The organism is Streptomyces sp. 1331.2 (assembly GCF_900199205.1).
Lineage (GTDB): Bacteria > Actinomycetota > Actinomycetes > Streptomycetales > Streptomycetaceae > Kitasatospora.
Map to the genome: position 1 here is coordinate 52,172 of NZ_OBMJ01000001.1, position 20,713 is coordinate 72,884.

At 73.3% G+C, this 20,713-nt stretch carries 24 protein-coding genes; 10 read left to right on the forward strand and 14 right to left on the reverse strand.

What is annotated here, in order from left to right; genetic code table 11:
* Nucleotides 1–32: 32 nt before the first annotated feature.
* Nucleotides 33–902, reverse strand: coding sequence for a hypothetical protein (locus tag CRP52_RS00275; RefSeq protein WP_097234490.1), 870 nt, complete (start codon nt 900–902; stop codon nt 33–35).
* A gap of 261 nt (nt 903–1,163) precedes the next feature.
* Nucleotides 1,164–2,120: a GlxA family transcriptional regulator gene (locus CRP52_RS00280; RefSeq protein ID WP_257032978.1), complete on the reverse strand. Its 957-nt coding sequence runs from the start codon at nt 2,118–2,120 to the stop codon at nt 1,164–1,166.
* 152 nt (nt 2,121–2,272) lie between these two features.
* Here CRP52_RS00280 and CRP52_RS00285 point away from each other — a divergent pair, with 152 nt between their 5' ends.
* Nucleotides 2,273–2,599, forward strand: a complete 327-nt coding sequence (locus CRP52_RS00285; RefSeq protein ID WP_097234492.1) for a cupin domain-containing protein — start codon at nt 2,273–2,275, stop codon at nt 2,597–2,599.
* Nucleotides 2,600–2,849: 250 nt separating this feature from the next.
* Here the strand turns inward: CRP52_RS00285 and CRP52_RS40310 are convergent, their stop codons facing one another.
* Nucleotides 2,850–3,833, reverse strand: a complete 984-nt coding sequence (locus CRP52_RS40310) for a TrmB family transcriptional regulator (protein WP_097234493.1) — start codon at nt 3,831–3,833, stop codon at nt 2,850–2,852.
* 361 nt (nt 3,834–4,194) lie between these two features.
* Here CRP52_RS40310 and CRP52_RS00300 point away from each other — a divergent pair, with 361 nt between their 5' ends.
* Nucleotides 4,195–5,349 carry an alpha/beta hydrolase gene (locus tag CRP52_RS00300; protein WP_179852633.1) on the forward strand — a complete coding sequence of 385 codons (1,155 nt, stop codon included), beginning with the start codon at nt 4,195–4,197 and terminating at the stop codon, nt 5,347–5,349.
* Nucleotides 5,350–5,419: 70 nt separating this feature from the next.
* Nucleotides 5,420–6,505: an RICIN domain-containing protein gene (locus tag CRP52_RS00305; RefSeq protein WP_097234494.1), complete on the forward strand. Its 1,086-nt coding sequence runs from the start codon at nt 5,420–5,422 to the stop codon at nt 6,503–6,505.
* A 63-nt stretch (nt 6,506–6,568) separates the two neighbouring features.
* Here the strand turns inward: CRP52_RS00305 and CRP52_RS00310 are convergent, their stop codons facing one another.
* Both CRP52_RS00310 and CRP52_RS00315 read right to left on the reverse strand, forming a co-directional pair.
* Nucleotides 6,569–6,955: a hypothetical protein gene (locus CRP52_RS00310; RefSeq protein WP_097234495.1), complete on the reverse strand. Its 387-nt coding sequence runs from the start codon at nt 6,953–6,955 to the stop codon at nt 6,569–6,571.
* 5 nt (nt 6,956–6,960) lie between these two features.
* Nucleotides 6,961–7,482, reverse strand: coding sequence for a peptidylprolyl isomerase (locus CRP52_RS00315; protein WP_097234496.1), 522 nt, complete (start codon nt 7,480–7,482; stop codon nt 6,961–6,963).
* 261 nt (nt 7,483–7,743) lie between these two features.
* Here CRP52_RS00315 and CRP52_RS00325 point away from each other — a divergent pair, with 261 nt between their 5' ends.
* The 3 genes from CRP52_RS00325 (at nt 7,744) to CRP52_RS00335 (ending at nt 9,311) form a co-directional block, all read left to right on the forward strand.
* Entirely contained in the window at nt 7,744–7,944 is a 201-nt protein-coding gene (locus CRP52_RS00325; protein WP_373560449.1) for a hypothetical protein, read from the forward strand.
* 125 nt (nt 7,945–8,069) lie between these two features.
* Entirely contained in the window at nt 8,070–8,234 is a 165-nt protein-coding gene (locus CRP52_RS38840; protein WP_218893046.1) for a hypothetical protein, read from the forward strand.
* 117 nt (nt 8,235–8,351) lie between these two features.
* On the forward strand, nt 8,352–9,311 hold the full coding sequence (locus CRP52_RS00335) for an NAD-dependent epimerase/dehydratase family protein (RefSeq protein WP_097234497.1): 960 nt from the start codon (nt 8,352–8,354) through the stop codon (nt 9,309–9,311).
* A 16-nt stretch (nt 9,312–9,327) separates the two neighbouring features.
* Here the strand turns inward: CRP52_RS00335 and CRP52_RS00340 are convergent, their stop codons facing one another.
* The gene (locus CRP52_RS00340) at nt 9,328–9,654 is read right to left on the reverse strand and encodes a DUF1330 domain-containing protein (RefSeq protein WP_097234498.1); all 327 of its coding nucleotides are present in this window, start codon (nt 9,652–9,654) and stop codon (nt 9,328–9,330) included.
* A 143-nt stretch (nt 9,655–9,797) separates the two neighbouring features.
* Here CRP52_RS00340 and CRP52_RS00345 point away from each other — a divergent pair, with 143 nt between their 5' ends.
* The gene (locus CRP52_RS00345) at nt 9,798–10,409 is read left to right on the forward strand and encodes a hypothetical protein (RefSeq protein ID WP_143685583.1); all 612 of its coding nucleotides are present in this window, start codon (nt 9,798–9,800) and stop codon (nt 10,407–10,409) included.
* A 748-nt stretch (nt 10,410–11,157) separates the two neighbouring features.
* Here the strand turns inward: CRP52_RS00345 and CRP52_RS00350 are convergent.
* From CRP52_RS00350 to CRP52_RS00355, 3 genes are all read right to left on the reverse strand, one after another.
* On the reverse strand, nt 11,158–11,733 hold the full coding sequence (locus CRP52_RS00350; protein ID WP_143685585.1) for a hypothetical protein: 576 nt from the start codon (nt 11,731–11,733) through the stop codon (nt 11,158–11,160).
* Between the two features lie 432 nt (nt 11,734–12,165).
* Nucleotides 12,166–12,699, reverse strand: coding sequence for an SMI1/KNR4 family protein (locus tag CRP52_RS37485; protein ID WP_143685586.1), 534 nt, complete (start codon nt 12,697–12,699; stop codon nt 12,166–12,168).
* Complete coding sequence (locus CRP52_RS00355; RefSeq protein ID WP_143685588.1) at nt 12,699–12,917, reverse strand: hypothetical protein; 219 nt, start codon at nt 12,915–12,917, stop codon at nt 12,699–12,701. The genes CRP52_RS37485 and CRP52_RS00355 overlap by 1 nt, the downstream gene beginning before the upstream one ends.
* Before the next feature lie 726 nt (nt 12,918–13,643).
* Between CRP52_RS00355 and CRP52_RS00360 the strand changes: the two genes are divergently transcribed.
* Nucleotides 13,644–15,452 (forward strand): glycoside hydrolase family 35 protein, encoded by a 1,809-nt coding sequence (locus CRP52_RS00360; protein WP_097239737.1) that lies wholly within the window; start codon nt 13,644–13,646, stop codon nt 15,450–15,452.
* Nucleotides 15,453–15,501: 49 nt separating this feature from the next.
* On the opposite strand, the gene CRP52_RS00365 is transcribed toward CRP52_RS00360, so the two are convergent.
* The 5 genes from CRP52_RS00365 to CRP52_RS00385 all read right to left on the reverse strand — a co-directional run bounded on the left by CRP52_RS00365 (nt 15,502) and on the right by CRP52_RS00385 (nt 19,118).
* A complete protein-coding gene (locus tag CRP52_RS00365) occupies nt 15,502–16,497 on the reverse strand; it encodes an aldo/keto reductase (RefSeq protein WP_097234502.1) in 996 nt (331 codons plus the stop codon).
* A gap of 370 nt (nt 16,498–16,867) precedes the next feature.
* Nucleotides 16,868–17,398, reverse strand: coding sequence for a hypothetical protein (locus CRP52_RS00370; protein ID WP_097234503.1), 531 nt, complete (start codon nt 17,396–17,398; stop codon nt 16,868–16,870).
* A 183-nt stretch (nt 17,399–17,581) separates the two neighbouring features.
* On the reverse strand, nt 17,582–17,992 hold the full coding sequence (locus tag CRP52_RS00375) for a sigma factor-like helix-turn-helix DNA-binding protein (protein WP_097234504.1): 411 nt from the start codon (nt 17,990–17,992) through the stop codon (nt 17,582–17,584).
* A 78-nt stretch (nt 17,993–18,070) separates the two neighbouring features.
* Nucleotides 18,071–18,856, reverse strand: a complete 786-nt coding sequence (locus CRP52_RS00380; protein WP_097234505.1) for a helix-turn-helix domain-containing protein — start codon at nt 18,854–18,856, stop codon at nt 18,071–18,073.
* 19 nt (nt 18,857–18,875) lie between these two features.
* On the reverse strand, nt 18,876–19,118 hold the full coding sequence (locus CRP52_RS00385) for a hypothetical protein (RefSeq protein ID WP_097234506.1): 243 nt from the start codon (nt 19,116–19,118) through the stop codon (nt 18,876–18,878).
* A gap of 801 nt (nt 19,119–19,919) precedes the next feature.
* Here CRP52_RS00385 and CRP52_RS37930 point away from each other — a divergent pair.
* A complete protein-coding gene (locus CRP52_RS37930) occupies nt 19,920–20,153 on the forward strand; it encodes a hypothetical protein (protein WP_097234507.1) in 234 nt (77 codons plus the stop codon).
* 7 nt (nt 20,154–20,160) lie between these two features.
* The gene (locus CRP52_RS37935) at nt 20,161–20,556 is read left to right on the forward strand and encodes a hypothetical protein (protein WP_097234508.1); all 396 of its coding nucleotides are present in this window, start codon (nt 20,161–20,163) and stop codon (nt 20,554–20,556) included.
* Nucleotides 20,557–20,713 lie beyond the last annotated feature (157 nt).

Below are 20,713 nucleotides of genomic sequence, written 5' to 3' on the forward strand. Positions count from 1 at the left end.
AGAAGGGTGGCGTCGGAGGACGGGCGCGGGGCTCAGCCGCCCGAGGCGAGCCAGTCGCGCTGGCGCTTCATCAGCTCGCTCAGCAGCGCCTTGTCCGGTGTCCCCTTCACGTCGACGTCGATCGTGTACTGGACGTCGCCCTGGCTGGCGATGCCGGTCATCGAGCCGGTGTACGCCTGCTGCTTGGGCTTCTTCAGGTAGCCGTGGGCGTCGGGGACGCCGTCGACGTCGATCGGGTCCAGCGACTTGATCTTGTAGCCCTTGACGAATTCGCTCGCCATCGCGGCGGAGCCGAAGTGCAGCAGGGTGACGGTCACCTCGGCCTTGCCGTCGGCGGTCCGGTACATCCGGCTGGCGCCCTCCCTGTAGCCGTAGGAGGCGAGGATGTCCTTGATGCCGTCCTGCTTGCCGAACAGGGCAGCGACGTCCTCGTCGCTCATCGTCATCCCGTCCGCGGGGCCGTAGGACTCGCCGCCGGCGGGGATCGGGAGCAGGAAGAAGCGCAGGTCGCCCTCGTGCTTGGCGCCGTTGACCGTGCCCTTGACGGTGCTGGCCGGCGCGGGCTCGGCCGGGACGGCGCTCGGCACCGGGACGGGTTCGGCGCTCGGCGACGCGCTCGCGGTGGCGCCGGTGCTCGCGCTCGCCGTCGGGGCGGCGGCGGGCGCGGGCGCTGCGGCCGGGCGGGCGGCGGGCTTGCCGACGGCGACGGTGACCGCGGCGCTGGCCGCCGTGACGGCGAGCAGGCCGGCGGTGGCCAGCGCGACGCCGACGGCGCGCGGCAGGCGGCGCGGGGCCGGCGGCTGCGGCTGGGGTTCGGCCTGCGGCTGGGGTTCGGCCGGTGCCTGCGGTTCGGCGGCGGCGCTCTCGTTCTCGGATTCGGGCTCGGGATCGGGCTCGGACAAGGGATTCCCCCCAGGGATAAGAATGCGGAATTCGCACGCGCGGGGCCCCTCGTGGGAACCACTCCCCCCGGCGGGTTCTCCGGACCGTCCGTCACGCGTGTCAGCAGGCATTATGAGAGCCCGCTGAGACCACTGCCAACCAAATCAATCACCACACTCTCGCCCAATGGTCGATGAATCGGACACGTCGTGATCCAACCGCAATCGGGCACGCCGAAAGGCCGTGGTCGCAGCCGGGGCGGTCGGGAATCGGCTTTCGCGTCAATTCGCTTCGGCGGCGGTGGTGTTGCCGAAGGTGCGGCGGTAGGCGCCCGGGGTGGTGCCGAGGGCCGCGTGGAAGCGGCGGCGCAGGTTGACGGCGGAGGCCAGGCCGACGCGGGCGGCGACGGCCTCCACCGGCAGGGCGGTGCGTTCCAGCAGCACCCGGGCGGCGTCGATCCGGCGGGCCAGCAGCCACTGGCCGGGGCTGGTGCCGAGCTGCTCGGCGAAGCGGCGGGCCAGGGTGCGGCCGGACACCCCGGCGCGGGCGGCCAGGCCGTCCAGGGTCAGCCGCTCCCCCAGCCGCTCCTCGGCCCACTCCAGCAGCGGCGCCAGCGACTCGTCCGCCCGGGCCGCCGGCTGCGGGGCGTCGGCGTACTGCAGCTGGCTGCCTTCGCGGTGCGGGGGCAGCACCATGTGCCGGGCGACCCGGGCGGCGTAGGCGGCGCCGTGGTCGCGGCGCAGCAGGTGCAGGCACAGGTCGATGCCCGCGCCGGAGCCGGCGCTGGTGGCGACGTCGCCGTGGTCGACGTACAGGACGTTCCGGTCCACTCTCAACGCGGGGTATTCGGCGGCGAGTTGGGCGGTGCGGCCCCAGTGGGTGGTGGCGCTGCGGCCGTCGAGGAGTCCGGCCTGGGCGAGGACGAAGGCGCCGGTGCAGATGGAGACGATCCGGGCTCCGCGGGCGTGGGCGGTGCGCAGCGCGGCCAGGACGTCGCCCGGCACCGGGGAGCCGGGCGGCTGCCAGCCGGGGATGACGACGGTGTCGGCGTGCTCCAGCGTTTGCAGGCCGTCCTCGACGAGCAGCGGGGCGCCGAGGGTGGTGGGCACCGGGCCGGGGGCCCGGGTGCAGAGAGCGAAGTCGTAGTGGGTGGGGAGCCCGGCCCGTTCGGTGCCGAAGACCTCGGCGGCGCAGGCGAGTTCGAAGGGGGACTGGGGTGCGCCGAGCAGGGCCACCACCCGGTGGCGGCGCCCGGCGGGGGCGCTCTCGCGGGCTTCGGGGGCTTCGGGGGCGGGGGGATCCGGGGCTGCGACGCTCATGGCAGGAATGTACCCGAGGATGTCTTTCCGGACTCTGGGGCGGCGGGTGCGGGGCGGCGACAGTGGGGGGCATGAACGGAAATGACGCAGGACTCAAGACGTCGGTGCTGGTGGACGAGGTAGAGGCGGTCGAGGTCGCGCCGGGGATCGTGCGGCGCCGGCTGACGGCCACCGGGTACGCGCGCGGCTGGCTGATCGACTTCGCGCCGGGCAGCCGGTGGCCGGAGGTGGACGTGCACGCCACCGAGGAGCGGTACTTCGTGCTGAGCGGCGAGGTGATCGAGGGCGAGGAGCGCCATCCGGCGGGCAGCTACGTCACCTTCGCGCCGGGCAGCCGGCACCGGCCGCGCACCGAGAGCGGGGCGCGGATGCTCGGGATCACGGTGGTGAACGCCTGATCCGGAAGGGCTCTTCGGCGGAAGGAAGCCCGCCAGGGCGGTCTGCCGTACCCGAAGTCCACGGACTTGCAGAAGCAGGTCATCACGGCGGCGAAGGGGACCGCCGAGCGGGCGTGGCTCGCCTCGGTGTGGCGATCCCGCGCCGGGCACGGCCCGTTGAACGGGGAATCCGCCTCGGCGACCAGCGGTTCACGGGCGTCCGTGCCGCAGGCGCGGGAGGAATCCCCGTCCTCCCAGGACGGGGAGGATGTCAGAGCCAGCCCTTGCGGGCTGCCTGGACGCCGGCCTGGAAGCGGGTGGTGGCGCCCAGGTGGGCGAGGAGGACGGAGACGCGGCGCACCACGGTGCGCCGGCCCAGGCCCAGGCGGCGGGCGATGGCGTCGTCGGTGGCGCCGGAGGCCATCAGGGTGAGGATGCGGCGGTCGCGGTCGTCGATGCGCAGGTCGACGCCGGCGACGCTGGCCGGGACCGCCAGGCGCCACAGGGTCTCGAAGACGGCGGTCAGGGCGTGCAGCAGGCTGGAGGGGCGCACCAGCAGGGAGACCACGCCGGGGCGGTCGTCGGCGGGCAGGGTGACGATGGCGAGGTCGTCGTCGCCGATGGCGAGTTTGAGCGGCGGCTCGTCCAGGGTGCGGGCCTGCTCCCCCGCCTCGACCATGCGGGCCATGTTGGGCCCGGCCACCGGGTCCTCGAAGGCGCAGCCCTGGTAGATCGCGCGGTAGACGACGCCTGCGGCCATCCGGCGGCGCTGCAGCACCTCCTGGTCGGCGTAGTGGGCGGGGCTGCCGGAGTACGGCGGCACGTCGATGACGCGCACCTGGTGACGGGCGGCCAGTTGCAGGCGGCGGCTGGCCGCGAGCACCTCGGCCGGGTCCTCGACCACGTCCAGGGCGCCGTAGCTGCCGGTGTCGCGGCGGGCGAAGCGGTAGAGGCGTTCCAGTTCGGCGCCGGCCCGGCGGGCGGTGGCCTGGCGCAGCGCGTCGCGCTGCAGGACCGTCTCGACGACCCGTCCGGGCGGCAGTGCCTCCCAGACGTGGTGGCGGTCGTCGGTGCTGCCGGCGGTGTCGACGGCGACCGCGATGCCTTCCTCCGCGAGGTCGCGCAGGACGGCCAGCACGGTGTCCTCGTCCAGGCCGGCGCTGTGTGCCAGGTCCGCGGCGAGGGCGCGTGGCCGTGCGACCAGGCAGCGGTAGACGCGGCCGCGTTCGGAGTCCGGATCCAGTACGTCGTGCATGGCGCCCCCCAAGTCGTCCCGCCCCCGGCCTCCGTCGGCCATCCGTCGGTGCGCTTCGGGCGTACCGGGTGGCCCGGGCGCGCCGGGTGGCGGCTGCGGGGAACCTACCCGGGCGGGTGGCGCACATGCGCCAGTGGCCCAGGTGCGTCGCCGGGCGCACTGGCGCGGGGGCGGGGCACGTGGCGAGAGTTGTCGATGTTCAGACAGGCGATGCGGGACGGTCCGTCAGGGCCGCCTGCGTCAGGGCCGTCCGTGCCAGGACCGCCTGCCGTCCGGACCGCCTGCCATCCGGACCGCCCGTCAGGACACCACGTCGGGACAACCCGTCGCGACCGACCCGTCGAAGGCCGAGGACGACCCCATGACCCCAGCCCGGCTCCTGCCCGCCCGGCCGCGGCGCGCCGCCCGTACGGCCGTCGCCGCCCTGGCCGCCGGCCTGCTCCTGCTCGCCGTGCCCGCGACCGGCGCCGCCGCCACGCCCTCCTCCGTGCCCGCGGCTGCCACTGCCGCCGGGGGCGAGCCCGCCGAGCCCGCCGGGCCGCCGCCGCTGACGGACGGTTTCGGGCTGACCCAGGTCGGCACCGCCACCGGCAGCGCCACCAACTTCGTCATCACCGTCACCACCCCCCAGGTCGCCGGCCGGCACACCATCCGGATCCTGCTGCCCGCCGACTACGCGCAGCACCCGCAGCGGCGCTACCCCGTGCTGTACTTCCTGCACGGCGCCTCGGACAACCCGAGCGATGCGGCGCTGGCCTACCCCGCGCTGACCGCCGCCCAGTCGATGATCACGGTCATCCCGGACGGCGGCCTGCGCGGCTGGTACACCGACTGGCTCGACCAGGGCAGCGCCGCCGGCGCGCAGAACTGGGAGACCTTCCACCTGGGCCAGGTCGTCCCGTTCGTCGAGGCGAACCTGCGCACCCGCACCGACCGCGCCCACCGGGCCGTCGGCGGCCTGTCCATGGGCGGCTTCGGCGCCCTGCACTACGCCCAGGACCGCCCCGAGCTGTTCGGCCAGGTCCTCAGCATGTCCGGCGCCAACGACCTGTCCACCGACGAGATGATCATGCGCGGCGCCGTCGTCGCCACCCTGACCAACGTCGGCACCGTGCTGTGCGGCCCCAGCGACGGCCACCCCTGCGGGTACGACTTCGGGCCCACCGTCTCCAGCGACGCCGTCTTCGGCACCCCGTACCCCGTGTTCAACGCCGACTGGCGCTGGAACGCCGCCGACCCGGCCTCCCGGCTGGGCCTGCTCGCCCACACCGGCATCGCCCTCTACACCGGCAACGGCAACGGCAACCCCGCCGACATGGAGTTCTGGGTCGAGGGCACCGCCAAGCGCGTCAAGGACCGCCTGGACGCCCTGCACCTGCCCTACCACTACGTCGACTACGGCGACGGCACCGGCTGGGGCGCCGACTGCCACGGCGGCCACACCGCAGGCTGCTGGGCCCAGGACCTCGTGGACTACGTGCCGCGCCTGGAGGCGGCCTTCGCCGCCGCGCCCTGAGGCCCGGGCCGCTCCGCTTCGCCATTCCCCGTTCCCCGTTCCCCGTTCCTCCGACGAAAGGACATCCCTCGTGCCCGCCACCGCCACCCCCGGCCGCACGGCGCCCTGGCTGCGCCTGCTCGCGGCCTTCCTGGTGACCTGTTGTGCCGCCCTGGGCTTGGCCGCCGCGCCCGCGCACGCCGCCGCGGCCGCCGCGTGTGCCACGCCGCAGCAGTGCCTGACCATCAAGTCGCTCAGCAACGGGCGCCAGCTCGACGTCCAGAACGGCAACACCGGCGACGGGGTCTACGTCGTCACCAACTCCGCGCCCGGCTACCACCAGTCCTGGCGGCTGAACGTCGACACCTCGGACTACACCTTCACCATCGTCAACAACGACACCGGCAAGTGCATCGACCTGGCGTCCTGGTTCACCCCGGGCCTGCGCCAGCAGACCTGCGCCGGGCAGGCCAGCCAGCGCTGGTTCCTGCAGCCCGCCCCCGGCGGCGGCGACGCGTTCATGATCCGCCACGCCGGCGACAACACCTGCCTGGACCTGCTGCTCGGCGCGCAGTACGACGACGCCTGGACCGACCAGTACACCTGCAACGGCACCGCCAACCAGCAGTGGGCCACCGGCTTCCCGGCAGCCGCCCGCGGCCTGGCACTCGACCACGCCGCCAAGCAGTGTCAGAAGGACCCCGGCTCCTGCTCCTGGGCCGTGAAGAGTGAGGCCCCGGCCGCACCACTGCCCCGGGTCTGCGTCTCCTCGGTCTGGTTCAACAACACCAGCAGCGCCGCCCAGCAGAACTTCGCGGTCACCACCATGAGCGGCTGGTCCAGCACCCTCGGCGGCCAGATCGGGACGAACATCGGCGGCGCGGCGCCCGGGGACGTCTTCAAGGCGGAGGTCTCCACCCAGGTCAACTACAGCAACGTCTGGCAGGGCTCGACCACCGTCAACAACAGCGTCACCGTCAACGTCCCGCCGCAGGAGTACGGCTGGGTCACCCTGGCCGAGCTCGCCCGCAAGGTGACCGGCACCTGGACCTTCGACGCCCGCGGCATCCCGTGGACCGCCGACGACACCATCACCATCCCGCTCACCTCCGACCCGAGCGGCGGCGCGACCCTCTACATCGCCAACACCAGCCCGACGTTCACCACCTGCGCCTGACGCATCGTCAGTTCACCGGCCGCCGCCCCTCGTTCCACCGGGGCGGCGGCCGTCCGCGTCCCCTCAGGCGGGCTGCCCCTCCCGGGCCAGGGCCTCGCGCGCGGCCAGGCGTCCGGCCACCCGGAAGGAGTGCTCGCGCGAGTCCACCGCGTGCACGAGCGTGAAATGCACCACCACCGCCAGCGCCACCGCCCGTCCCGGCGCCCGCTCGGCCAGCTCCTCGCGCACCCCCTCGGCCAGCGCCGCGTGGAACAGCGCCAGGTAGTGCGGATCGCAGTCGCCGCGCACCGTGGCGTCCGGCGCCACCTCCAGGCGCACGCCCGGCGCCCCGGGCTCGAAGTCCACGGTGACGATCGCCACGTCACAGGGGCAGCCGCTCTGGCGCACGTGGCGGGCCTGCACCGCGCGGATCGGGTGCGCCGGGAAGCTCTGCTCCGTGCCGGGGGTCATCGCGGTCAGGACCAGGTGATCTCGACGGAGGTGACCACCACGTCCTGCACCGGGCGCTCGCCCTCGGTGGGGGCGGCGGCGATCGCGTCCACCACGGCCTTGGAGGCGGCGTCGGCGACCTGGCCGAAGATGGTGTGCTTGCGGTTGAGGTGGGCCGGGGTGCCGACCGTGACGAAGAACTGCGAACCGTTGGTCCCCGGGCCGGAGTTGGCCATCGCCAGCAGGTACGGCCGGGTGAAGAACAGCTCCGGGTGGAACTCGTCGGCGAAGGCGTAGCCCGGGCCGCCGGTGCCGGTGCCGGTCGGGTCGCCGCCCTGGATCATGAAGCCGGCGACCACCCGGTGGAACAGCGTGCCGTCGTAGTACGGGCCGCTGCCCGGCTCCCCGGTGCGCGGATCGGTGTACTCGCGGGTGCCCTCGGCGAGTTCGACGAAGTTGCGGACCGTCTTCGGCGCGTGGAACGGGAACAGCTCCAGGCGGATCGGGCCCGCGGTGGTGTGCAGGGTGGCGAACCGGGCAGTGGCCACGGGGGACTCCTCGGGTGCGGTCGGTGCGGTCGGTACGGTCGGTGCGGTCGGTGCGGTCGGTGCGGTCGGTGCGGTCGGTGCGGTCGGTGCGGCTGGTGCGGCTGGTGCGTGACCAGGTGATCGGCAACGGCATCCTGGCACAGCCGGTGAGTACGCGGCCGAACCGGGTGGAAGGATCCGCACGTCGGACCGTACGGGAACGTACGGAGGGCTTGCCGAGGCGCGCGAAGGGCCCGTGCAGGGCTCGCGGAGGAAGGGCAGGTGGCCGTGGTGGTCGGTGCGGTGCTGGTCGGGGTGCTGGTGCTGGTCCTCGCCGGGTGCGGGTGCGTGGTGTGGGCCGACCGGGGCGGGCCGCCCTGGGCGCGCGTGGTCGCGGACCTGACGATCCGCGCCGGGGAGGCGCTGCGCGGGTACCAGCGCAACCGGCGCCGCCACCGCGGTTCGGGCGGCGGGGGGAACTGAGGCATGTCGCAGCAGGAGCGGGACCGGGAACGGGAACGGGAGCAGGGACGGCTGCGGGCCGTCTTCGAGGCGGTGCTGGCCTCCGCCCTGGCCGGGCGCGGGGTGCCCACCTGCGTGGGCCTGGCATGGAGACCGAGGACGCGCTGTGGGCGATCGAGGTGGCCCGTCCCGACGTGTCGCCCGAGCTGGTCGCGGCGGCGCGGCGGGCCTTCGCCGGGCAGCTGGACGGCAGCAACTCGGCCCGGGAGCGGGAGCGGATCGCCCGCCGGTTCGCCGCGCCCGAGGGCTGACGGGCCGTCCCCGGGCCGTCCCCGGTCCGTCCCCGGCCCGTCCTCGCGCCACCGGGTTCGTGCCGGGTCCCACGCCCCGCTGACGGGGGCTCGGAGGCAGGCCCTAAGGTGTGGCGGATGAGCTTTCACCTGGTCGTCGGACACGGGCCCGCCGGGGCCGCCACCGCCCGCCTGCTGGCCGAACAGGGCCACGAGGTCCGGGTCGTCACCCGCTCCGGGCCGGGCGGCGGTGCGGTCCCGGCCGTCGAGGGTGTCGAGCACCTGGCCCTGGACGCGGGCGACCCGGCGGCGCTGGCCCGGGCCGCGCGCGGGGCCGTCGCCCTCCACGGCTGCGCCGCGCCGCCGCTGCCGCAGTGGGCGGCGCGCTGGCCGGCGCTGGTCTCCTCGCTGTGCGCGGCGGCCGAGGACAGCGGCGCGGTGCTGGTCATGCTCGGCAACCTGTACGGCTACGGGCCGCAGGCCGGCCCCGCCCGCCCGCTGACCGAGGACCTGGCGCCGGCCGCCGCCGGCCCCAAGGGGCGGGTGCGGGCGGCGGGTTGGGAGCAGGCGCGGGCGCTGCACAAGGCCGGGCGGATCCGGGCGGTGGAGGTGCGCGCCTCGGACTTCTTCGGCCCGGGCGTCACCGACGGGGGCCACCTGGCGGCGCGGGTGATGCCGAACGTGTTCAAGGGCCGCCCCGTCGCGGTGCTCGGCGATCCGGACGCCCCGCACAGCTGGACCTACCTGCCGGACGTGGCACGGGCGTTGGCCGAGGTCGCGGTCGAGGAGCGGGCCTGGGGCCGGGCCTGGCACGTGCCCACCGTGCCGGCCGCTTCCGTGCGCGCCATGGTCGGCCTGCTGGCCGCGGAGGCCGGCACCGGCCCGGTCGCGGTGCGCCGCCTGTCCCCCGTCCTGCTGGGCGCGGCGGGGCTGTTCTCCCCGCTGCTGCGCGAACTGCGGGAGGTGCGCTACCAGTTCGACCGGCCGTTCACCGTGGACTGCTCCGCCTACGAGGCGGCGTTCACGGTGCGGGCCACCCCGCTGCAGGAGCAGGTCGCGGCGACGGTCGCCTGGTGGCGCGAGCGCCTGCAGCCCTGAGCCCATGGCCCCCTGCTCAGTGCTTGAGCGAGTCCGCGCCCCGGTAGCCGGCCGGCACGCCCTCGATGAGGACGATGTCGGCCGCCATGTGCCGGGTGCGCAGCGGCAGGATCTCCCGGTAGGCGGGCGAGTCCCACCAGGCGCGGGCCCGCCCGTAGTCGGGGAACTCGATGACGATCGTGCCGCCGGTGCCCCATGTCCCCTCGACGCTCTCGTACCGGCCGCCGTGGACGATGAACCGCCCGCCGAAGGGGTCGAGGGTGGCGTCGATGCGCTCCAGGTACTCGACGATGTCGGGCCCGAAGTCGACCGAGTGGACCTGGGCGATCGCGTAGGCGCTCATGTGCTGCTCCTGGTTTCGTGGGTGCGGTGTTCGCTGTCTTCGACGGTAGGGGCCGGGGGTGGCGGGCGAATCCGTCACGTATCGGCAGGCCCTGCGTAGCTGTGGCCGGGGCTGTTCGGGTAGCATCCGCGCAGCTCGGACACATGATCGACACGGGTGGGGTGGGGCGGATGCCGGACGGCACCGGGAGCGAGCCGCAGGGCGGGGTTGTGACGCGGCGCCGGCGCGCGCTCGTCCTCGCGGCCGGGGCGTGCGTCCTCGGCGTGGCCGGGGTCGGCGGGGCGCTGCTGCTCGCGGGCCGGTCGGGCTCCGCCCCGGCGGCCCCGCCCGCGCCGGATGCGGCGGCCACGGCCACGGCCTCCCCCGTCGCGCCCGCCCCGGAGGCCACGGCGGCACCCGCTCCGACGGCGGCCGGGTCGCCGACGGTCGCGCCGGCCGCGGACGAGACCGGGGCCGCCCCCTCCGTGCCCTCTGCGCCCTCGGCCACTGCCGAGCCGGAGGCCGGCAAGCCGACCCCGGCCCGTTCCCGCCCCGCAGCCGCCTCGGCCCCGGCGCAGAAGCAGCCGTCCGCTCCTGCCCAGGCGCCGGCCGCCAAGCCGTTTCCTGACGGGACCGTCCCGCCCAGGCCGCAGCCGACACTGCCGTCCCCGCCCTCCTCCTGCCCGCGGGGCCAGATCGCCTCCTGGGACGGCTGCCACCCCCTCGGCCCGATCATCACCCTCGGCCCGGCCGCCCCGACCACCCCGGCCGGCTGACCCACCCACACGTCGCCTCGGCGCGAAGCCCTGGCCGCCCGTGCTCCGCCCGTCGAACAGCAAGCCGCCCTGCCCGCGGTGCGCGGCGCCGGCACCAAGGACATCGCGGCGCTGCTGCACCGATCGTGCCTACCGTCCAGCGGCACGTCGGCACCATCCTCGGCGGGGCCGGCGTCCGCTCCCGCCGCGCACTGGTCACCTGGTGGTCGACCACCTGACCTTCAGAACGACTGTATGGGGCCACCTTTCCATGGGTGAATCCCCGCGGCGATCAAGCGCTTCTCCTCCCGCCAATTGAGGAACCTTGGCTCACGCGCCCCCCAGAGCGAGACCTCACCTATCGGGCACTCATCGAAGTCTTGCCGGAAGATACCGACCAGAAAGTCGACCATCCCGCATCCATAAATTCCCCAGCGAGCCTTCCCGCGATTGAACACGGCAACCGGCCACGAATCTGCAGGGGAGTCCGAGACCACCCAACACAAGAGGTCCGAACTGGGGTCGGCACCGGCACGGAGAGCTCGCCGTTGATCCGCCCGCCTCCATAGCCATCCACGAACTCCCGGTAGTCAGATGGGAACGCGAACCCGACCTCCCCGATGGACCGCTCCCACGGCGTTACGGCCGGCCGTTCGGTCGGTTCACCGAGGATCCGTGACAGGCGTGCGAGTTCCATGCCCACACCATATCCAGTGGTCCGAGGTGGTCAGTTTTCCGACGTACTGCCAACCTTGCGAGATGACCGCGCCTACGGCGCGTGGAGCTCAGGAACCCAGACGGGTGCAGAAGAATTCTGGAACGCCAGATCGCCCAGCTCGCCATCCTCGCCAGCAATTACCAAAAGAAGGAATTCCGCCATGCCCATGTCGTACCGACTCCAGGCATCCGGAAAGCGCCCTCTGCGCCAGACTACGACAGGCCAGCGGTCCGGATCCTCCGCCTCCGTCAACCAGAAGCAGAAGTCGCCATTATAGTTTCCCGCCCACGCCAACAAGCCGCCGGCTTCAGGATAGATCCGGTACGGGCAGAGATCGGATGACTCTTCTCGCATAGCCCTGAACTGCGGACCGATATCCTCCGCGGTTCGCCGGACCATGGCGGCCATCCCGCCGTTCGCGGTCACCCCACCGGGACGCGGCAGCGGGTCGAGAACACCGAGGTCGCCTCGAACCTCCCCGGACCCGAAAGTCTCGATGAACTCCCGGTAGTCTGCGGGGAACCGAATTCCGACCAGCCCCAGGGAATCATCCCACGGCACCTCAGGGATTCCTTGCGGAATCACCCAGCCAGACAGTCGCACGAGCTCTCTCACCGCGTCACGCATGTGAATACCACCCGACAACCTCAGTAAGCCGCTTCAAGGTTGTGTCCACCCTTCTCGTTGTAGATCTCCCTCTCTGAATAATCGATGAGATCCCCCTTGGGAGGTTCGAGGAGTTGTGCCGGATCAGGCGTCCGGCCTTGTCGTAGGCGAGGTCCCGGCAGGTGGTGGCGGCCTCGGCCGCCACCACCTGCCGCAGGTCCAGTTCCGCGCCTTCTCCCGCTGCCCGCAGACAGCGGGAGAACCTTCCGCAAACGTTCGAGTGCTTCGCCTGCCATCGTGCTCTCCCATGATCTCCCCAGGGCGGCTGACTGAACCTGACAAGGTCGCCTTGCTCTCCCTACTCCACCCGGTTCCAGTCACCCTGAGGACCCACAGCGGCTCGTCGGGACTGTTCTGAGCCGCCTCGACCGCCCAGGCGCAGGTGCCGTCGACTCAAAGAAGCGGCGAACCTGGAATCGGCCCCCATTTCGGCTCGAAGAGAGGCCACCCCGATGGCACCTCCCGACCTGAAAGAACCCCAGTGATGAACTTAGTGAACCCACCTTCGTAGGTCACAATGCGGCCCAACTGTCGAAATATGACAAGGACGTCCCATTCCCCTCCGGATCGCGGCACCAGGAAGCAGTCGTCACCATCCCAGTTGGAATATCCCCAAGGAACCAAATCGGCCGGATCAAAAGAGAGCGAACGGAGGTCCTCGACGTAGTCGGGCAGCACCCTGTCGAGCTTGCGCCGAGCCCGCGCCATAAAATCGACCATCGGGTCGATTCCATCCGGGTGCGGGACATTGAGGTGCCGCATCACCAGACCGTCGCCGTACAGACGAACGAACTCTTTGAAATCTGCGGGAAGTTTGGCACCTGCCCACGTCTCTACCGCAGCCCACGACTCGGGGCGCGGCGGCCGAATCCACGGGTCTACTCGAACCAAATCACGAAATATTCCTCCGGGCGTTCCCACCGTCATCAACCTCCGTAAGCCTTGGACGAACAGATCGGATCATTGTCCTCATCGGCAACATTGAGGACCAGACAGTCCACGTTCATGCCCCCTGTCCCACGGGCCTCCAAGTGGATTGCCAACGGGGTGCCACTGCCGGGCGCATAGATCGCCCTCGTGTCGTAGGTGACCCGCTGACGTCCCGTCTTGATCTCAGTCTTGATCTTGGTTTCGATCCCGCTCATCACGGGGAGTTAGCCCATCCATGGAGTGGCACAAGGTTGCGCAGATTGTCTCCAGAACCACCGAACTGCTTACCCATGAGATGACCGCGGGCCCGGCCGTGCTGATGATCTGGCAGCAGCCAGAATTCCGGCGGAGTCACCATAGGTCTCCGAGGATCGTTCTTCCATGCTGTTGCGGTGCCGTCATCCAGGTCCTCGGGGCTGTTGAATTCTCCGTGGGTGCCAGTTGCACGGCAACCATCCGGTCCGGGCTTGAAGCGCTCCCGGGGGAAGTACGTGATGTTCCCATGCGCATTGTGAGCGGTGTCCAGTGGGCCATCAACGCAGGGCTCTTCTCCTCGCCTCGGCTCGGTGCCCGGCTGGGGGCCGGAGGCGGCCGCGACGACGGTCGGGGTGACGTTGGGCTGGACCGTCAGCATCGCGGAGAGGTCGGCGGAGCTGTAGGACGCGGCGATGACGGTGGGGGCCTGGTGGGGGTCCGGCGGGGTCCAGTCGAGCTGGTGCGCGGGGCGCTGGACGGCTGCCGCGGTCTTGTCGAACAGGGGCTTGGGGGGCTCGGGATGGAAGACGGCGGGGCGTACGGGTGAGGTGGGGCGGCGGCAGGTGGTGCACTTGCCCCCCGGCGACTGGGAGCTGCCGCGTCCGGCGGGCTTCCATTCCTGCTCGACCGGCTGGCCGCTAGGCTCGCCGGTGCCGGGGTCTCCTGTGGGAAGGGCGGGTGTGCGCATGCTCGGGTACGACGCGGACGGGTTCGTCCGGGGCGGGGTGCCGCACCGGGTGGTGGCCGGGGCGGTGCACTACTTCCGTGTCCACCCCGGGCTGTGGGAGGACCGGCTGCGCCGGGTGCGGGCGCTGGGGGTGAACACGGTGGACACCTATGTGCCGTGGAACTTCCACGAACTGCCGGGCGGGCGGGCCGACTTCACCGGGTGGCGGGATGTGGGGCGGTTCGTGCGGCTGGCCGGGGAGCTGGGCATGGACGTGATCCTGCGCCCCGGGCCGTACATCTGCGCGGAGTGGGAGTTCGGCGGGCTGCCGGCCCGGCTGCTGGCGGTGGACGGGCTGCGGCTGCGCTGCGCGGATCCGGCGTTCCTGGCCGAGGTGGACGGCTGGTTCGATGCGCTGGCGCCCGAACTGCTGCCGCTGCTGGCCAGCCGGGGCGGGCCGGTGGTGGCCGTGCAGGTGGAGAACGAGTACGGCAGTTACGGCAACGACACCTCCTACCTGCGCCACCTGCGCGACGGATGGGTGCGCCGCGGCGTGGACTGCCTGCTGTTCACCACCGACGGCGCCCACGACACCATGCAGCAGGGCGGCGCCCTGCCCGGCCACCTGGCCACCGCGACCTTCGGCTCACGCGCCCCCGAACGCCTGGCGGTGCTGCGCCGCCACCAGCCCCACGGGCCGCTGACCGCCATGGAGTTCTGGATCGGCTGGTTCGACCAGTGGGGCCTGCCCCACCACGTGCGCGACGCCCAGGAGAGCGCCGCCGCCCTGGACGAACTGCTCGCCACCGGCGCCTCCGTCAGCCTCTACATGGCGCACGGCGGCACCAACTTCGGCCTGTGGGCCGGCGCCAACCACAGCGGCGCCCACCCGCAGGACGCCGGCTACGAGCCGACCGTCACCAGCTACGACTACGACGCGCCGATCGGCGAGGCGGGCGAGCTGACCGAGAAGTTCCACGCCCTGCGCGAGGTCATCGGCCGCTACCTGCCGCCGGCGGACCCGGACCTGCCCGGCGCCGAACCGCCCGCCCCCCTGCCGCGGGTGGCGCCGCAGCGCCTGGAACGCGCCGACGGGCGGGCGGCGCTGCTGGCGAACCTGGACCCGCTGTCGCAGCCGGTGGAGCACGCCGCGCCGCTGCCCATGGAACGCCTCGGCCAGGACCGCGGCCTGATCCACTACCGCACCCGCGTGCCCGGGCCGCGCCCCGAACTTCCTTTGCGCATCGACGGGTTGGCCGACCGGGCGCAGGTGTTCGCCGACGGGCGAGCGCTGGGCGTGCTGGAACGCAACTCCCCCGGCGCGAGCCTGCCGCTGGCCACCGACGCCGGCGGGGTCACCCTGGACATCCTGGTCGAGGCCCTGGGCCGGGTGAACTACGGCCCGCAGATGGACGACCGCAAGGGCATCACCCGCGGCGTCTGGCACGGCGGCCAGCAACTGTTCGGATGGCGGATCCGCCCGCTGCCGCTGACCGACCTGTCCGCACTGCGCTTCACCCACAGTGACGCGCAGACACGCGACGGGGAACCGGCGTTCCACCGCTTCACCGCCCGGCTCCCCTCCCCCGCCGACGCGTTCGTCGCCCTGCCCGGCTGGGGCCGCGGGCTGCTGTGGCTCAACGGCTTCCTGCTCGGCCGCTACTGCGCCGCCGGCCCCCAGCGCACCCTCTACGCCCCCGCACCCCTGTGGCGGACGGGCGGCAACGAACTGGTCGTCCTCGAACTCGAACGGCACGGCCGGGCAGTGGAGTTGCGCGACCAGCCCGACCTCGGGCCGACCACGGCCGCGCCCAGCGCGCAGTACTGACCGCCGGGCACGGCCGCTCAGTCCCACCAGTGGCGTCCGCGAGGGCGGCTCAGGCCCAGGGCAGGGACGCCCGGGTGCGCCAGTACGCCTCGGCGGGCTCGGCCATGGCGGCCAGGGCGGCGAGGTCCTGCGCGGTCAGCCGGGCCCGGGCGGCGGTGAGGTTGGAGGCGAGCTGGTCGAGGGTGGCGGCGCCGGACAGGACGACGTCGGCCCAGGGCTGGGCGGCGGCCGCGGCCAGGGCGAGGGCGTCGGGGGTGGTGGCGGTGCGGGCGGCCACGGCGCGCAGGGCGGCGGTGTCGGCTCCGGTGGCGTTGCGTCCGGCCAGGCGGCCGTTGGCCATGCCCTCCTTGACCACGACCAGCCAGCCGGCCTTGTGGGCCTCGGCGAGGGCGGGGGCGGCGGAGGTCTCCAGCACGTTCCAGGTGGCCTGGACGGCGGTGAACAGCGGGCGTCCTTCCACGGTGACGGCAAGGGCCTCGCGGATGGTGTCGCCCTGGGCGGGGCCGCTGGTGGACAGGCCCACCCGCACGCCCTCGGCGGCGAGGGCGGCCAGCCGCTCGTGCAGGGCCGGGTCGGTGAGGGCGGGGCTGGCGGGGACGACGGAGTGGACGAGGTAGACGTCCAGGCGCTCGCCGAGCAGGGCGCGGCTCTCGCGGATCTGACGGTCGTACACCGCCGTCGAGTGTTCCTTGACCTCGTGCGCGGCGACGCCGTCGCTGCGCCAGCCCGCCGTGTAGGTGTAGCCCCACTTGCTGGCGACCGTCACCTCGGGCGCCTCCTCGGGGTGGGCGTCCAGCCACTGGGCGAGGAACTCCTCGGCGCGGCCGTAGGAGCGGGCGGTGTCGAAGTAGCGCACTCCGGCGGCGTACGCGGCGTCGAGCAGGGCGTGGGTGCGCTCGCGCAGCGCCTCGACGGAGCGCTCGGCGGGCAGGTCCGCGTCGCGCCCGAGGGTGATGTAGCCGGGCCGGCCGACGGCGGCGGTGCCCAGGCCCAGCCGCGCGGGGTGCGGGCGGGCGGGGGCGGTGGCGGCGGGGTCGGTCGGCATGGCGTGGTCTCCTCGGGCGCGGCGGTGATCACCTGCGACTCTAGCCGCGGGGCCGCGGCCGCCGGCGGTCACGGGTTGCGCTCACGGCCGGGTCAGCCGGCCGCGATCGCGGCGCGGATCCAGGGCGCGTAGGCGGGCACGTCGCTGTACGGGCCCGGGCGTGAGATGGTGCCGACCAACTCCCTGACCCGCTACGCGGAAAACCCGATCCCTCCCCGGGGTAAAAGCCGGGGCATCCTCGGGTTACTCGGTGACGGCCTCTCGGGTCGGCCGATGCGGATGCGTCCGGCCAACCCGGGGGGCGGCCCGCCGGACCGTGTGGCCTGCGGGCCGCCGCGACCCGGGGCTGTCCCCCGCACCCGCCGCCGGGCTACCAGGGGGCCCGCAGGGTCTGCCCCCGCTCGGACACGGGAGCAGCGGTGCGGCCGGGGACCGCCGTGTGCCCGGGGACCGTCGTGTGCCCGGGGGCCGTCGTGTGCGAGGACGAGGTGCGGACGGCCTGGACCGGCGCGGCGATCGGCACCCCGGCTGCACCGGCCGCCCGTGCGGTGCGCCCCGGTACGGTGGCCGGGGCGATCGCCTGGTCCAGCCGCAGGACGAAGTTGACGTAGTCGAGCGGCTTGCCCGGCCAGTGGCAGTCGTTGCTGGTGAGCAACTGGCTGCGGACGCCGTCGCGTTCGGTGAGCGGCCCGGGGGTGGTGCGCAGGTTCGGCTGCCAGCTGCGCCCCCACAGGTGGTGTTCCAGGGACAGCGTCCAGCTCTCCTCGTCCACGTCCAGCACCGCCCCTTCCCGCCCGGGGAGCACCCGGGCCCCGTACGGGCTGCGCACGACCGCCCGCTGGTCGAAGTCGGCGCTGCGGCCGACCACGGTGATCCGCCACGCGCCGTGGAACCTGAGCATGCCTGTCTCCTGACGCCGCGGCGCCCACTCCGGCAGAGGGCGCCCCTTCCACGTCTACGGCCGCCGGCCGCCCGCCGGCTCAGGCCGGCCGGCCGGCCCGGTACCTCTCACCCCCCGGCGCCGATCGCCCGCGGCGCACCGAAAGTCGGCCCCGTCGACTTCCGGTGCGGCCCCGGCGGGGGGTCAGCGGTGGGCGGTGGCCAGGGAGCGGAGCTGGACGTGGACGGTGGCGGGTTCGGTGCCGGTGAGGGCGGCGACCTGGGCGGCGGACAGGTCGAGGACCAGGTGCAGCAGCAGGACGTCCTGTTGTGGGGCGGTGAGGTGGGCGACCGGGCCGAAGGGCTGCGGCCCGGCCAGGGTGCGTACGCGGCGCCGGACCGCCTGCCAGGCGCAGGCGGCCGGGCTCGCGGTGGCCAGGGCGTCGAGCCAGTGGCCGCCGAGTTCCTCGAAGGCGTCGCGGACGGCCAGGGGGGCGTCGGCGGGTGGCAGGAGCAGGGCGGCGTAGTCGAGGTAGTGGCGCAGGTGGAGGTCGTGCAGCGCCCACAGGCCCAGGTCCGCTCCGGGGGCGGCCGGTCGGTGTGGTGGTGTCGGCATGGTGGTGTCCCGAGGTGGCGCGGGTGGGTGCTGGTCCGCGGACGGAGCGCGGGTGTCGCGCTCCGTCCGCGGGCCCGGTCACACGGGCACCGGCGGGGTGTCGTCGGTGCCTTCGCGGCCCGGCGCGCCCGGGTGGCCGGGGTCGTCGGCCCGTTCGGCGGCCAGGCTGTTGCGCAGCGTCACCCACAGGCGGAACAGGATGTCCGTCGAGGTGCCGGCGCTGGAGGACTGCATGGCCCGGACGAACTCGGCGTGGTGCGTGCGCGAGTTGACCGGGACCGGGGTGCGGGCGTTGTTGGTGCGGTCCCAGGCCGCCGCCCACAGGGTGCGGCGGACCTCCCGGACCTCGCAGGCCTCCATGAAGGTGAGGAACACGGGTTTGTGCAGCGGGGCCTCGCCCTTGAGGACCAGGGCCAGGGTGCTGGAGGGCAGGCGTCTGCCCCTGGCGCGGGCCCGGCGGTCCAGTTCCTTCAGGGAGGGCCAGTCGGCCTTGCGGCGCATCTCGTGCATCGCCCGTCGCAGGTCGGCGAAGGAGTCGACCTGTTCGGGGTCGACCCGCCGGGGTGCCCGCAGTCGCCGGGTCCCGGAGGGGCGGGGCACGTGGGCCCAGTAGTTGGCCTGGACCCATTTGCGCCGGGCGGTCTTGAGGTCGCCGCCGCATTCGCGGGTGACGGCCTCGACGACCTTCCAGCTCGGTACGGAGCGGCCGCTGGCGGCCCGTTGCAGGGTGGTGGCGTGGTAGTTGGTCCGAGCAGCGAGCTGACGGTAGGTCAGCTGCTCGCGTTCGCGTTGTTCTCGCAGCCAGGCGGCGAGTCGGCTCAGTGCCGGCTCGGTCGCCTCGATCGGCTTCTCCCGGCGTCCCATCGCAGGCAGGCGCTCCCCGCTAGGCCCGCTCCCGTCGCAGTCTGGCGGCCAGCAGCCAGGCGCCGGTGGCGAGTTCGAGGGCTGCTCCGGCCGACATGCCCGTCGCCACCAGGGCGGCCGCCAGGACGATCACCACGACGACCACGGTGGCCTCACCGGCGGCGGGCCGCCAGGGCAGGCGCGGTCGCGGTCGCGGGCGCACGGGGTTGGGGGAGCCGGCCGCACACTGGATGCGGGCACGCCTGTTCCGTTTCCTCGTCATCGAGGGGGTTCTCCTTATCACTGTCCACTCCAACGGAGGGGCACTTCGCGCGGTTGGCGTCGCACTGGGTGCCCGTAGGCGAACACTCTGTCAGGCATACGGGTGATTCCCAATCGGTTCGGTGAACATCGCGCAGATTGATGCGCGGCCGTCCCGGCCCCCGCCCGTGATCTCGTGAACGCCGTACCAGAAAGGGGCAGTTCAGCGATTTGAAACCGGATTTTGATGCGCCTTTGTGCAGCGTCCTCTTGTAAGCCCTCCGGGCCGGATGTGACGATTTGCAGCAGCGTCACCAGGACCTGCGGGTCCGGAACCCGGGGGGCGCTGTTCACTCCAACAAATCTCGGGAACATCGGCACGGGCCGTGTTGGCGCATGGGCCCGCCCGGACAGCAGAGACCGCCCGGCCCTGGTGGCCCGAGGCGGTCTCTCTGCGTTCCCGGAGACTGCGCGGCAGGCACCCGGCGCCACGGGCCGGCGGGAACCACCCGGCACACTGCACGGGAAGTCGGCGGGATCGACGTCCTGCGTGGCATGAACGTGAGCATCCGGTTCAGGTGGCGTCATGCGCCTTGCACAGCACGCAAGCTTGACATGTACGCGTCACAGCGTCCGGTTCCCGTCAGGCCGATGGGCGACAGCCGGAAGGCCTTCCGGCGGTGCCGGCGGTCGACGAAAGTAGTGATCGCCGCCAGGGAAGCCCGACAGGGATCGGCCCGGACGGCAGCCGAACGGAGCGTCAACCGCGGGACGCCCCATCGGACCGGCACACCTCTCCCGTCAACGTCAGAAAGGCTCCGTCATGATCCGCACCCGTATCGCCCAGGCCGCCGCGGTCGCCGCCGTCTCGCTCACCGCCCTCCTGATGACCCCGGGCGTCTGCGCGGCCACCAGCACCGCGGCCACCAGCACCGCGGCCGTCACCGGCTCCGACAGCCTCGGCTGGGGCGGCGTCACCACCCCCACCACGCCCACCTCCACCGACAGCCTCGGCTGGGGCGGCGTCACCCAGGCCAGCCTCGGTTGGGGCAGCTGAGCACGGGATGGACATCGTCTACGCCAGCCTGAAACGCCGGTGGCCCGGTGATGCGGCCGAGGCGATCGGAGCGGCCGAGGCAGCCGCGGCCGTGGACGCCCTCTGGGCGCACGCCGAGCCCGCCGACGGCCTCCAGCACGCCAGCGCACAGCCCGCCGACGACCGGATCGACTTCCTGCTCTACCTGCTCAGCCGCGACTCGTCCGACTCGTCCGGCTCGTCCGGCCTATCGGATTCGTCGGGCTCGCCGGGCTCGCCGGGCTCGTCGGGTCGGCCCGATCGGGTCGACGCCGTCTGCCGCGCGCACAGCCTGATCGCCCGCAGCCACCGCACATCGCCGATGCTCCTGCGGTGCTACCTGCCCCCGGAGCCGCCGGAGGCCACGGACTGCACCGACCGGTGACCGCCGCGCCGGCTGCACCCGCCGCACGTATCGACTGACCCGCGCCGGAACCCCTGCGCCGACCGCCCCGCTCGCTCTCGCGGCCCCGCGCACGCAGGACCGACGACCGCTGCTCCTGCAGGGCAGCCGTCCACTCCCACCCCCGCCCCGGATGCCG